General features: G+C 48.7%; 12 protein-coding genes. 8 read left to right on the top strand and 4 right to left on the bottom strand.

The genetic code is table 11. From position 1 onward, the window contains the following. From GCU44_RS21460 to GCU44_RS21435, 6 genes are all read left to right on the top strand, one after another. Positions 1-1,935, top strand: a complete 1,935-nt coding sequence (locus GCU44_RS21460) for a fumarate reductase/succinate dehydrogenase flavoprotein subunit (RefSeq protein ID WP_154859451.1) — start codon at positions 1-3, stop codon at positions 1,933-1,935. A 29-nt stretch (positions 1,936-1,964) separates the two neighbouring features. Then, the gene (locus GCU44_RS21455; RefSeq protein ID WP_092177709.1) at positions 1,965-2,714 is read left to right on the top strand and encodes a succinate dehydrogenase/fumarate reductase iron-sulfur subunit; all 750 of its coding nucleotides are present in this window, start codon (positions 1,965-1,967) and stop codon (positions 2,712-2,714) included. Positions 2,715-2,872: 158 nt separating this feature from the next. Then, the gene (locus tag GCU44_RS21450) at positions 2,873-4,282 is read left to right on the top strand and encodes a sodium:solute symporter family protein (protein WP_154859450.1); all 1,410 of its coding nucleotides are present in this window, start codon (positions 2,873-2,875) and stop codon (positions 4,280-4,282) included. Positions 4,283-4,315: 33 nt separating this feature from the next. Then, positions 4,316-4,756, top strand: a complete 441-nt coding sequence (locus GCU44_RS21445) for a GNAT family N-acetyltransferase (RefSeq protein ID WP_092177713.1) — start codon at positions 4,316-4,318, stop codon at positions 4,754-4,756. Position 4,757: 1 nt separating this feature from the next. After that, positions 4,758-5,828, top strand: a complete 1,071-nt coding sequence (locus tag GCU44_RS21440; protein WP_154859449.1) for an alanine racemase — start codon at positions 4,758-4,760, stop codon at positions 5,826-5,828. A gap of 140 nt (positions 5,829-5,968) precedes the next feature. Continuing rightward, positions 5,969-6,565 carry a porin family protein gene (locus GCU44_RS21435; RefSeq protein ID WP_154859448.1) on the top strand — a complete coding sequence of 199 codons (597 nt, stop codon included), beginning with the start codon at positions 5,969-5,971 and terminating at the stop codon, positions 6,563-6,565. 20 nt (positions 6,566-6,585) lie between these two features. Here the strand turns inward: GCU44_RS21435 and GCU44_RS21430 are convergent, their stop codons facing one another. The 3 genes from GCU44_RS21430 to GCU44_RS21420 all read right to left on the bottom strand — a co-directional run bounded on the left by GCU44_RS21430 (position 6,586) and on the right by GCU44_RS21420 (position 9,620). Continuing rightward, positions 6,586-7,467: a carbohydrate kinase family protein gene (locus tag GCU44_RS21430; RefSeq protein ID WP_154859447.1), complete on the bottom strand. Its 882-nt coding sequence runs from the start codon at positions 7,465-7,467 to the stop codon at positions 6,586-6,588. Further along, positions 7,460-8,803, bottom strand: coding sequence for a sugar porter family MFS transporter (locus GCU44_RS21425; protein ID WP_154859446.1), 1,344 nt, complete (start codon positions 8,801-8,803; stop codon positions 7,460-7,462). The genes GCU44_RS21430 and GCU44_RS21425 overlap by 8 nt, the downstream gene beginning before the upstream one ends. 127 nt (positions 8,804-8,930) lie before the next feature. After that, on the bottom strand, positions 8,931-9,620 hold the full coding sequence (locus tag GCU44_RS21420; protein ID WP_154859445.1) for a hypothetical protein: 690 nt from the start codon (positions 9,618-9,620) through the stop codon (positions 8,931-8,933). Positions 9,621-9,843: 223 nt separating this feature from the next. Here GCU44_RS21420 and moeB point away from each other — a divergent pair, with 223 nt between their 5' ends. After that, the gene (gene moeB / locus GCU44_RS21415; protein WP_241685059.1) at positions 9,844-11,004 is read left to right on the top strand and encodes a molybdopterin-synthase adenylyltransferase MoeB; all 1,161 of its coding nucleotides are present in this window, start codon (positions 9,844-9,846) and stop codon (positions 11,002-11,004) included. A gap of 38 nt (positions 11,005-11,042) precedes the next feature. Here the strand turns inward: moeB and GCU44_RS21410 are convergent, their stop codons facing one another. After that, positions 11,043-11,549, bottom strand: coding sequence for a DUF4494 domain-containing protein (locus GCU44_RS21410; RefSeq protein ID WP_092177723.1), 507 nt, complete (start codon positions 11,547-11,549; stop codon positions 11,043-11,045). A gap of 208 nt (positions 11,550-11,757) precedes the next feature. Between GCU44_RS21410 and GCU44_RS21405 the strand changes: the two genes are divergently transcribed. Beyond that, positions 11,758-13,236 (top strand): SLC13 family permease, encoded by a 1,479-nt coding sequence (locus tag GCU44_RS21405; RefSeq protein ID WP_154859444.1) that lies wholly within the window; start codon positions 11,758-11,760, stop codon positions 13,234-13,236. The last annotated feature ends 214 nt before the right edge of the window (positions 13,237-13,450 follow it).

Genomic DNA, 13,450 nt, shown 5'->3' with positions numbered 1-13,450 from the left:
ATGAAACTTGATTCAAAAATACCCAGTGGTCCGCTGGCAGAGAAGTGGACCAGACATAAGTTTAATGTAAAATTGGTCAACCCCGCCAATAAGAGGAAATACGAAATAATTGTCGTTGGTACCGGTTTGGCGGGTGCTTCCGCTGCGGCGTCATTGGCTGAGCTTGGATACAACGTGAAGGCATTTTGTTTTCAGGATAGCCCCAGGCGAGCGCATTCCATTGCCGCTCAGGGAGGAATCAACGCCGCCAAGAACTACCAGAACGACGGCGATTCCGTTTTCCGTTTGTTTTACGATACCATCAAGGGCGGTGATTACCGCTCTCGGGAAGGAAACGTTTACCGCCTGGCAGAAGTCTCGGTAAATATCATTGATCAGTGCGTGGCGCAGGGTGTTCCCTTTGCCAGGGAATACGGAGGGTTACTGGCAAACCGTTCCTTCGGTGGAGCACAGGTTTCCCGAACTTTTTATGCCCGGGGACAAACCGGACAGCAATTGCTTTTAGGCGCCTACTCTGCTCTTAGCAGGCAGGTAGCCAATGGGAAAGTGAAGCTGTATCCACGTACGGAAATGATGGATGTGGTGGTCGTGGACGGCAAAGCTCGCGGAATCATCACGCGAAACCTGGTTACAGGGGCTGTGGAGTCGCACAGTGCGCACGCTGTGCTCTTGTGTACCGGCGGCTACGGCAATGTCTTTTTCCTTTCGACCAACGCCATGGGCTCGAACGTGACGGCGGCATGGCGTGCACACAAGAAAGGTGCGTTCTTTAGTAATCCCTGTTACACGCAGATCCACCCCACCTGTATCCCCGTTTCGGGAGACCATCAATCCAAGCTGACGCTGATGTCTGAGTCCTTACGTAATGACGGACGGGTTTGGGTTCCCAAAACCAAAGCGATCGCTGAAAAGCTTCGAAAGCGGGAGATTGCGCCAAAGGGCATCAAAGAGGAGGATCGGGATTACTACCTGGAGACCAAGTATCCTTCGTTTGGCAACCTGGTACCCAGGGACGTTGCCTCGCGAAATGCAAAATACGTGTGTGACGAAGGCAGAGGCGTAAATGAGACGGGAGAAGCGGTGTTTTTGGATTTCAGGGATGCGATCCTGAGAGATGGCGAGGATGCCGTCCGTGGTAAATATGGTAATCTTTTCGATATGTACGAGAAAATTACCGGGGAAAACCCCTACAAAACACCAATGATGATTTACCCAGCGGTTCACTATACCATGGGCGGTCTTTGGGTGGATTACAATTTGATGACTACCGTACCGGGCTTGTATGCCTTAGGCGAAGCCAATTTCTCTGATCACGGTGCAAACCGCTTGGGCGCTTCTGCCCTGATGCAGGGGCTTGCCGACGGGTATTTCGTGGCACCGTATACGGTGGGAGATTACCTGGCTGGTTTGCCGTACGATAAAATACCCGAGGATCATCCAGAATTCCGCAAAGCAGAAGAGACTGTTAAGAGCAGGATCCAGCAGTTATTGGGAATCAAGGGCAGCAAAACGGTCGATCATTTTCACAAGAAATTGGGAAAAATCATGTGGAACCACTGTGGCATGGCGCGAAATGCCGCCGGACTAACCAAAGCCAAGGAAATGATTCGGACCCTGAAAGAGGAATTTTGGTCCGACGTGAAAGTATTGGGTACTGGAGAGGAACTAAACCTGAGTCTGGAAAAAGCCCACCGTGTGGCCGATTTCCTAGAATTGGGTGAATTGATGATTGACGATGCCTTGCACCGAAACGAGTCCTGCGGGGGTCACTTTAGGGACGAATACCAGACGCCCGAGGGAGAAGCCTTGCGAGATGACGAAAATTTCGCTTACGTGGCTGCCTGGGAATACCTTGGAGAGGGAAAAGAAGAGGCTCTTCACAAAGAAGAACTTGTTTTTGAAAATGTCAAGTTGACCCAAAGAAGCTACAAATAATTGATTGAACTTAAAAAATTCATTACGATATGAATCTTACGTTGAAAGTTTGGAGACAAAAAAACCCATCTGATAAAGGTGGCTTTAAAACATATACAATCAGTGGTATTTCATCGGACATGTCTTTTCTGGAGATGTTGGATGTGCTGAACGAAGACCTGTCCGATAAGGGCGAGGATCCGATTCACTTCGACCACGACTGCAGAGAGGGAATTTGTGGCATGTGTTCGCTGTACATTAACGGGCAGCCGCACGGCCCCCAGCAAACCACTACCTGTCAGTTGCACATGCGTTCGTTTAGCGATGGAGATACCATCACGATAGAGCCCTGGAGGGCGAGCGCATTTCCCATTCTAAAGGATCTTGTGGTCGACCGTAGTTCATTTGATCGGATCATTCAGGCCGGGGGCTACATTTCGGTCAACACCGGGGGGGTACCCGATGCCAATGAAATTCCGATCCCTAAAGTAATATCCGATGAGTCGTTTGATGCGGCTACTTGTATCGGTTGTGGCGCCTGTGTAGCTGCCTGCAAGAATGCCTCTGCTATGTTGTTTGTGTCGGCAAAGATTTCTCAACTGGCCTTACTGCCTCAGGGAAAAGTAGAAAAGCGGGAGCGAGCGGAAAAAATGGTGGCGCAGATGGATGCAGAGGGATTCGGGGCCTGTACCAATACGGGGGCTTGCGCGGCGGAGTGTCCGAAGGAAATAAAGCTCAGCAATATTGCGCGAATGAATCGAGAATATTTTTCTGCATCGCTGAGTACGGAAAATGTTTGATTAGAATACACGCACAAAAAGACCGGGAAACCGGTCTTTTTTTTTAACAGGCTCCCTTATCCTAGTGTGTTCTCCGGGTACTATCCCCCTTCAGCATTAGGAATTCTCAGTTTTTATTGTATTTATGGGAAGCGATTTATCGACTTAACCAATAAAACATGCCTTTAATAGATTTAGCAATTTTTATCGTTTACATGATTTTAATGCTTGGAGTAGGGGTGTACTTCATGCGAAGAAATACCGGACAAGACGATTATTATGTAGGTGGGAGGAATATCGGCAGTTGGCACATAGGGCTTTCCGTGGTGGCCACAGATGTGGGAGGAGGATTTTCGGTGGGTCTTGGAGGACTGGGTTTTCTAATGGGCTTATCGGGGAGTTGGATGTTATTTACGGGTCTATTGGGTGCCTGGATGGCAGCGGTATTGCTGATCCCGCGGGTACGCGCCAATCCGGAGTTTGAGAAATTCTATACCCTTCCGCAGATATTTCAACATCTTTTTGACCGGAAGGTGGGCATTCTTGCAGCCGTCATCTGTTTCGTCGGGTACATGGGATTCACTTCCTCCCAGTTGCTGGCCGGGGCAAAGCTTGCTGCCGGTACCTTTAAGCCCTTGGATTTGAACCTCGCCCTGTTGATCATGGGTATCATCGCCGTGGTTTATACGGTACTGGGAGGACTCAAAGCCGTGATTTACACCGATACTGTTCAATGGATTGTCCTGATGATGGGCTTTATTTTTATTGGTTTGCCGGTTTCGTATTACCATGTAGGAGGCTGGGAAGCGATAAGGGAAACCTTACCTGCGGAGTACTTTTCGCTGACCAATTTGCGTTGGCAGGATTTGGCCAACTGGGGGATCACCATTTTGCCGATTTGGTTTGTGGGGATGACGCTCTATCAGCGGATTTTTGCAAGTACCGATGTGAAATCTGCCAAAAAAGCCTGGTTTATTGCCGGCTTGTTTGAATGGCCGATTATGGCTTTTATGGGCGTTTCCCTGGGGCTGCTGGCAAAGGTTGCCTTCGAACAGGGACTCATCGCCGTCAGTCAGGAAGAACTGGATCCGGAGATGGGGCTGCCCATCCTATTAAGTACCGTGTTGCCCCCGGGAATTATGGGGCTGATGATGTCGGCTTATTTCTCGGCGGTGCTATCCACGGCAGACTCTTGTCTAATGGCCGCTTCGGGCAATCTCACCACCGATATCTTTGGTAGGTACCTGAAGAATAAAACGGACCGTTTTGTGATGCGCATGAGCCAATTGTTTACCCTGCTGATAGGTGCCGTAGCCCTGCTTGTTGCCATTCAGATGACCAATGTGCTCGAATTGATGCTGTATTCGTATGCATTTATGGTTTCCGGACTCTTGGTCCCCATCATTGCCGGCCTTTTTTGGGGCATGCGCTCTCCATCGGCAGCCATGGCTTCCATGATCCTCGGTGGGGGAACCACCGCCATCTTGTCTATGTTGGATTTAGGGCTGCCATTTGGTCTGGATCCCAACTTCTTTGGGGTTCTGTCATCTCTAGCAGTGTTTTTGCTTATTTATAAGGCAAAGAAGTAATTCATCGAAACCAAACTAATCACTATTCGCTACATGTCTACTATAGAAACACTTTCGCCCATTGATCAGGCAACACATCCACAAAAACTTGAAATAGCCGACTTTTTATTTCAACACCTGGAGCAGTACGGAGATCCGAAGGAGCATATTCTTCGTTGTCTCGACTACGCGCTGGATCAGGCGGGCGACAAGGGAGGTTTTGTCGTAATGGCCAGGGAAGCGGGGAAGATTGTAGGTACGGTCGTGGTCAACAAGACCGGTATGTCCGGTTATATCCCAGAGAATATTTTGGTATACATCGCAGTCGATGCATCCCAACGGGGAAAGGGATTGGGAAAAAAACTCATGTCTACCGCTATCGGCATGGCAGAGGGTGACATCGCTCTCCACGTAGAACCCGACAATCCGGCCAAAATTTTGTACGAAAAGCTCGGGTTTACGAGCAAGTACCTGGAAATGAGATTAAAAAAATAACATGGCATTCTTAAACCTTTATCGCGATAAACTACGAGGAAATTTTGAATTTCTGAAAAAAGAATTTGAAGCAAACGAGGTATCCTGGGGCGTGGTCTCAAAAATCCTTTGCGGTAACCGCATGTACATCAAAGAATTGATAGACATGGGAGCCGACGAAATACACGACTCCCGCATTAGCAACCTGGCTAAGGTAAAGGAAATCAATCCCAACGTGCAAACGGTGTACATCAAGCCCCCCTCCAAAAGAAACCTGGCCGACATGGTCAGGTATGCCGATGTAAGCCTGAATAGCGAACTGAATACCATCCGATGGATCAGCGAGGAGGCGGTCAATCAGGACAAAAAGCACAAAATCATCATCATGGTGGAGACCGGAGACCTCCGGGAAGGAGTCATGGGAGACCACCTCATTGATTTTTATGCCAAGGTGTTTGAATTGCCCAATCTTGAAATCATTGGCTTGGGGACCAATTTGAACTGCCTCAATGGCGTCATGCCCTCTGCCGACAAATTGATTCAGCTTTCGCTGTACAAGCAAATTATTGAATTGAAATTCAATAAAAAAATACCCTGGGTTTCTGCGGGTACCTCGGTGACCATTCCACTAATGCTGCACAAGCAATTACCCAAGGGAGTGAATCATTTCCGCATAGGTGAGACCCTTTATTTTGGTGTGGATCTTTTCGAAGAGAAGACGATCGACGGAATGAACCCGGACGTGTTTGAGTTGTTTGCAGAGATCATTGAGATGCAGGAAAAACCACTGTTGCCTTCGGGGATGTTGGCAACAAACCCTCAGGGTGAAATGGCGGATATCGATGAATCCCTGTATGGGAAATCATCCTTCCGGGCGATTCTGGATCTGGGATTGCTGGACGTGGATCCAAAATACCTGATCGCCGATGACGGGGAGTTTGAAATCTTAGGAGCCAGTTCGGACATGCTCATCATTAACCTGGGGGAAAACCCCGAGGGCTACAAAGTGGGCGATCTGGTCAAATTCCGACTCAAATACATGGGTGCCCTGGCCATTCTTAATTCCAGCTATATCGAAAAACGCGTGGTTTGACGCGAAGGCTTTTTGGTGGTTTTCCGACAGAACGGGGAAGCACCTATCGGAACAAGCTTGGGAGCATCGGTTTGGAGCGTATTACTTTTTGGCACAAAATTGGTTTCATAGTTAGTTGTAAAACCAATAAAAAACGCACCATGAGAAAAGTAGTAATGGCTATCACCGCATGTATTTTTGTCCTGCAGACGCCAGTGATGGCCCAGGACGGGGAGAGAGAACCTGGCTTTGGCCTACGGGGTGGAGTCAGTTTTTTTAATTGGGGAGGACAGGATATCAGCAGCAACGGGTACACCAACCGTACCGGATTTCATGCCGGGATTTATGGGAACAGCTTTGTCGGAGAGCGTTTTTCTGTGGAGCCAGGTATTTATTATGCCGTGAAAGGTACGCAAAACGACGACCTCGTTAACTCCCGGGCTGTGTTAAATTACCTGGATGCGCCTTTGCTTTTTCGACTCTATGCAACGGATGCAGTAAACCTGTTTTTCGGGCCGCAGGCGTCGCTGCTCTTGGACTCCTCCTTCGAAGCAGACGCCTTGGGCAATACCTACGACTGGGAGACCGATACCATAAGTGATTTTGATGCGGCAGTGGTAGTCGGACTGGGATACAATCCCTCAGCCGGGTTGAATTTTCAGGTAGGATACGATTTTGGGCTGCTTCCTGTTTTTAAGGATTCGGATGCAGACGTGTTTAACAGGGGCTTTAAGGTAGCTGTCGGAATCGGCTTTTAAGTAACAGTACAGCGAAGGGCTCAGAGCTGTTGGATTCGTTGGATGTCTCCCCATGTGTATTGGGGAGTACCGCCCGGATAGGTAGCTACCAATGCGCCCAGGGCGCAGGCAAAATCCAATACCTTTTCGGGAGATTCGTTGGCAAGGTATTGGGATACAAAGCCTGCCAAAAATGCGTCTCCTGCCCCTACTGTATCGTTCACGGTCACCGGGTATCCCGGATGGCTGATGATTTCCCCGTCCTGATAGAGGGCCGCTCCCTTGCTACCTAGCGTAATGCAAATGAGTTCAAAACCGAAAAGCTCGCTTACTTTTTCCAGCGCTGCTTCCATGCTACTTGGAAGATCGTAGAAATCGGCCAATAAGGTGAGTTCGTCCTCGTTGATTTTCAGGATGTCTGCTTTGGTTAAAAACTGTTCGATCAAATCGGCGGAATAGTAGGGGCTCCGCAGGTTAATGTCCACGATTTTGAGTACCGGTGTTTCCAGTAATTTATCAAGCGTAGCTTTGCTTACCTCGTGTCTGGCAGCCAGAGTTCCAAAAATAAAGGCGTCTGCGTTTTTGACCGTTTTTTCCATCGTTTCGGACCATTGAATCTGATCCCAGGCAGCTGGTTTGACGATATCGTAGCGTATGTTTTCTTTATCCTGATCGTTGACCCGCACGGTTCCTGTCGGGATTTCCGGATCCACCTGGATGAAGGTATCCGAAAGCCCAAACCCTTTTACGAATGCCAGTAATTTCTTACCCAGTTTGTCATCGCCGATTCTCGAAATCATTTCCACCTCCATGCCCAGGTGCTGCAGATGCAAGGCTACGTTCATCGGTGCCCCACCTGCAATACTCTCTTTTGGAAAGATATCCCATAGCATTTCTCCGTAGCAAACAATTTTTTTAGGCATTTTCTTTACTGAATTCTTGTTGAATTTCTTCCAAAGAGCGGCCCTTGGTTTCCGGCATTTTGAAATGTACCCAGGCGAGTTGCAGTACCATCATCAAAGCAAAAAATCCAAATATCACCACTGCTCCGAATTGATTGGCAAAGAAGGGGAAGACGTTGGCAATAATCGCTGCCAGTATCCAGTGAGTAAAGCAGCCGATCGATTGGCCATAAGCGCGAATTTCATTTGGAAAAATTTCCGAGATAAATACCCAGATCACCGCACCCTGACCGATCGCATGGGAGGCGATAAACATGAAAACAAATATGGGCAGAAAGCTGCTGCTTATCTGCCCGCCGGAAAAGGAATACGCAATTAATACCAGCGATACGATGTACCCAAACGACCCGATGTACATCAGTTTCTTTCGACCAATTCGGTCAATTAGAAACAATCCCAGCATGGTGGCGACCATGTTTACCGCACCGATACCCACAGTGGACAACAAGGCACTTTCCGCACTGATACCTGCCATTTCAAACACCCGGGGCGCAAAATAAATGATCGCATTGATGCCGGAGAGCTGATTGAATAGGGCAATAAACACGGCCAATAAGGTGATTCGAATGTATTTGGCGTGAAACAGGGCCGAAAAACTTACGGTAACTTTGCTTAATTTTTTTTCTTCCAGGGCCAATCGTATCGCTTCCGATACCCCCTCCGGATCGGTGCGCTTCAAAATACGTTCGGCATTTTCGAAATCGTCTCGTTTTGCAATCAACCAGCGGGGGCTAAGCGGAACCTTGAGTACCAGTAGGGTGTAAATCAGCGCTGGAATGGCTTCTACCCCCAGCATCCAGCGCCAGCTCTCGACGTCAATGCTACGTCCGATCAGGTAATTGGAAAAATAGGCGACCAGAATACCGAAAACCAAATTAAACTGAAACAGGGCCACCAGCTGTCCGCGGTTTTTCGCGGGAGAGATTTCACTGATATACATGGGAGCTACCACCGAAGAAGCGCCAACGCCAATGCCTCCAATAAAGCGAAACACCATAAAGGAATAGACCTCCGGTGCCAATGCGGAGCCGAGGGCAGATACAAAGTACAAGATGCCGATTCCTATCAGGGATGATTTTCGTCCATACCGGTCAGCCGGAATCCCACCAAACAGGGCCCCAATGACAGTCCCGTAAAGCGCAATGGCTACCGCCATACCGTGACTCCAATCGCTTAGGTTCCACACTTCCTGAATTTGCCTTTCGGCACCCGAGATAACCGCGGTGTCAAAACCGAATAAAAATCCTCCCAAAGCCGCAACAACGGAAAGAAACAAGACATAACTGTTGATTTTCATAAAGTAATCGCTAAGAACAAGAACTTTTAAATCTAAACAGATATGTGCTTTTTAAAAAGTTTATCTGAAAATTATCTAAAAATTACGTACGAATCACGCGTGGCGATGATCAGGTCCCTGGGAATCCTTATTTGCCCATAAAAATCCGGTAGTAAAACTGAAATTGCATGAGCATGTCTGACTTGAATCGTTTTTGCTGCTGGTCATTGCCATCCAATTCGGAAAAAGGGCTGATCATCAGCGTAGCTTCCAGGCCGATGTCTGCATCCGATTTAAGATCCTTGTAGATACCTATCCGTACGGGAATATAAACGCCAGAGTCGGAAGCAGGGTAGGTTTCCGTTCTCCGGCGGGGATCGCCAAGGATCAATCGTTCGTCGGTGCGTTGGGAATAAAAATAGCCCAACCCCAATCCTGCGTATACCTTGATCAAGGAGGGAAGGTACCCACTCTCGTTGGGATTGATGTGGTAAATAGGCACTACGTCTGCAAAAAAGACGTTTCCTCTGAACGCATGCGGCAAATTCGCTTCAGCGATCTCGTCAATTTGTTCCATTGAATAGAAATCCCCACTGTTGACCAGTTGCCATCCGGCGGTGGCTTTCACATCGAAATGCGTTTCTAACTTTTTGCTGTAATCAACGGAAATAACGGGAAGCACTTTAAATTTAAACTGGCTGTGAACGCCGGTATTGTCGCCGTACATTTTGGCTGGTCCGACACCAATTCCCAGTCGGTCTGTGCGGTCATCCTGGCCAAATGAAGGAAATGAAAAAAAGACGAACAGGCTTAGAAAAATTAATGAAACTGTTTTCATTCGTTTAATCGGTTTAACGTGCAAGTTAATAAAATCACATCAATGTATAAAAGAATATGCATTTGAAACCAAAAAAATGATTTTTTGGTTTGCCTTTTCTTGAAAATTTCGGTAAACCTTGGTCAACAAACATCGCAGCTGACTGTGGAACCGATAAAAAGTGTCTTTGGTACGATACACGGCTGGTGTATTGAGATAGCCAGGAAAAGTAGCTAACTTTGAAATGAATCTGCAGCTTATGATGAACGACCGTGTTTTTTCCGATGGGGAATTTGAGCACTACAGCCGGCAATTTGCCTTGCCTCAGTTTGGGCCGGAGGCACAGGAAAAACTTAAAAATGCCCGCGTGTTGGTGGTAGGCTCTGGTGGCTTGGGTAGCCCGCTGCTGTTGTACCTGGCCGCTGCAGGGGTAGGCCAGATCGGAATCGTTGACTTCGATCGTGTGGATGCTTCCAATTTGCACCGACAGGTGATTTTTGACAGCGATCAGATCGGAAAACCCAAAGTTTTGGCAGCGAAAAATCGGCTGGAACGGATCAATCCCTACATTCGGATTCTTACGTACGAGGAGCGCCTTACGTCTGCAAATGCGCTGCACCTTATTGCGCAATACGACGTGGTGGCAGACGGCACGGACAATTTTCCCACCCGTTACCTGGTAAACGATGCCTGCGTGTTGGCAGGAAAGCCCAATGTGTACGGTTCGGTGTACCAATTTGAAGGTCAGGTCGCGGTGTTTAATTTCCGCGATAAATCGGGCGGTATTGGTCCCAATTACCGGGATATCTATCCAAGCCCACCGCCGGCAGGATTGGTGCCCAATTGTGCGGAGAGCGGCATTCTCGGCGTGCTTCCCGGTATCATTGGCAGCATGCAAGCCTTGGAGGTAATCAAGGTAATCACCGGAATCGGCGAGGTGCTGAGCGGGAAATTGGCGCTCTTTGATGCCCTGGGGTTTAGCAGTCGGGTATTTGTGGTCAAAAGAAGGCCCGATAACCCCCTGAATGGAGATCGCCCCACCCAAAAAAGCCTGATTGATTACGAGGCTTTTTGCGGGCTGGATCAACTAGCAGAAAGCAAGGGGATCTCTGTGGAAAAGTTTCACGAACTGGAATTAAGTACCGAGCCGTACCAGCTTATCGATGTACGCGAGCCGTATGAATACCAACGTGTCAACATCGGTGGACTTTCCCTTCCACTTTCCCGTTTGGAAGAAGTGGTCGGACAAATAGACCGGGACAAAAAGGTGGTCGTGCATTGTGAAATGGGCTCCCGAAGCGCGCGCGCCATTCAACTGCTGGAGAAGAAACATGGATTTACAAACCTGATTAACCTGAAGGGAGGCATCCAGGCCTACCTGGCCACCTATCCCGCCAGCCGGTAGAAAAAAGAGTGTTGCGGAAAGAGGCAACTATCCCAGCCCTATTGATCGTCCCCCTCGGTACGCGTTTGTTCCAAGGGCTTGAAATTATCCGGAATGGCAGGATTAAGTTCCTCATCGTCTTTTTCATAGGGAAAAATCTCCACAATGGGGCTTTCGCTTACTTCCGGCACGTTGAAACTAACGAGCATGTTGTTTAGGCTTTCATAGATGCGCTCGTAGGCCTCCTTTACATGGTGTGCCGTGACCAGCATGTATTGGGTTACTTTTTTCTCTTTGCCGCTGTCGGCATCCGCTACGATATAGGTGATTTTGCATTTGTGCCACACGTCTACATCCTCGTAAAAAAACACATCCACGATATTGCTTTTGCCAATGCTGGTGACCTGAAAATCGCCCCGAATCACGCTGCCCAGCATGTCGTAAATCCGGGCCTCAGCTTCCGTAAAGGAAACGGCATCTACCAGGTACTGTTCGGATACATTTTTGAGCAGCCCCTGCTCGTTCTCTTTGGCATACTTTACTTTACACAAAAACCAGGTTCTCATAATTCGATTGCTTCTCCGTTTCTTTCAAAGGACGAAGGTAAACCGAAATACCTAAAACAAAAAAAGCTTTTTTATTTCTGTTTCGGCTGAGGGAGGCAGACCGGGGAGTTGGATTTCTGTCAGGGCCGAATTTGCTGAAGGTAGGTGCGGTAGTTCTTGAAAAATCGCCTTATTTTTAGGCCGTTCCAATCTGCCGCAATGTCCTGCTATGAATAAATCCAAGTCCGTCCGGGAAGTATCGACTACCAGTAATGTGGGTCTTTTTTTGGGTCCGGTTTTGTTTGCCTTGATCATGGGAAGCGAGTCTTTTGGTGTAGGCGAGCTGGGGGATGCCGGCCGGGTGCTGGCGCTGGCGGTATGGATGCTCTGTTGGTGGGTGACCGAGGCGGTACCCATTCCCGTCACGGCCTTATTGCCGATGATTCTGCTCCCTCTCTTAGGGATTTTCAGCATGAGCGAAGCAACCGCACCCTATTCCAACCCGGTGATTTACCTGTTTATGGGTGGGTTTATCATTGCCCTGGCCATGGAGCGAAACAAGCTGCACCTGCGCATTGCCCTCAACCTGATTAGAATTACCGGTACCCGGCCGGATGGCATTATCCTGGGCTTTTTTCTGGCTACCATGTTTCTAAGCATGTGGATCAGCAATACTGCGACTGCCGTCATGATGTTGCCCATTGCGCTTTCGATTTTGCAGTTGATGCAGGCTACCAATCCGGGCTTGGAGCGTAAAAAGGGCTTTCGCAATTTCGCCTTCGCCTTGATGCTGGGGATTGCCTATGCCGCCAATATCGGTGGGGTCATCACCATTATCGGCACGCCTCCAAACGTGGTTTTGGTGGGATACATGCAGGAACTGTACGGGGTTTCCCTGGATTTCAGTCGATGGCTATTGGTGGGCTTGCCGATAGGTTTGGTCATGGGTGCGCTGATGTACCTGTTTCTGGTGAAAGTGGCCTACCCAAATCGGCTGGGGCCTATCGCCGGATCGGCGGAAATGATCCAAGACCAGTTGGATACCCTCGGACCGATTCGCAGTGCGGAGATTCGTACCACCGGGGTGCTGGTGTTTACGGCGCTCCTATGGATATTCCGAAATCCCTTGAATAACGTACTTCCCAACCCCTTCCTAAACGATACCATCATTGCCATGGTGGGTGGGCTGTTGGTTTTTTTAATCCCCGCAACGCGTCTGCAAGGAAGGAAGTTGCTGGATTGGAAGAGCATGGAGCGGCTTCCCTGGGGAATTTTACTGCTTTTCGGCGGAGGGATGTCCCTGGCAAAAGGCATGGAGGTAGTAGGAATCATTCAGGAGATTGGGAGCTATATCTCCGAAAATCAGTGGTTTTCGGTCGCTTTGCTGGTTTTGGCATTAACGGCCGTTTCCTTATTTCTGACCGAGGTCATGAGTAACGTGGCCCTGGTAACCATTTTCCTACCCGTGGTGATGGGTATTGCCGATGGACTGGGAGCGTCGGTGTTGGTTTTTGCCATCCCGGTGACCATGGCCAGCAGTTTTGCATTTATGCTACCCATTTCCACCCCACCCAATGCCATTCTTTTTTCCAGTGGATACATTGGCATAAAAGACATGATGAAAGCGGGAGTCGTACTGAATTTCCTGGCAATTCTGCTGCTATGGGCTGCGGCCTACAGTTTGATCTCCTGGGTATACATGCCCTAAAAAAGTCATTTCCATGGAGTACTACCAGCCTGACAGGTAGGGGCCGGGCACAACCGCCATGGAATGGGCAGGCTTTTTTTTGCAACAAGGCCGGTGATTAGCAAGCTCCTCGCTGCTAGCTCAAATTCCGAAAAACGTGCCCTATTGAGCAGATAAGGCCATTGTAGTTGCTACAAAAACAGTTTTACCCCAATTATTCAAAGTGAGGTGAAAA

The sequence above is a fragment of the Cyclobacterium xiamenense genome (genome assembly GCF_009467825.1).
GTDB classification, from domain to species: Bacteria; Bacteroidota; Bacteroidia; order Cytophagales; family Cyclobacteriaceae; genus Cyclobacterium; species Cyclobacterium xiamenense.
Note: the sequence above shows the minus strand (reverse complement) of the source record. Positions and strands in the feature narration are given on the sequence as shown.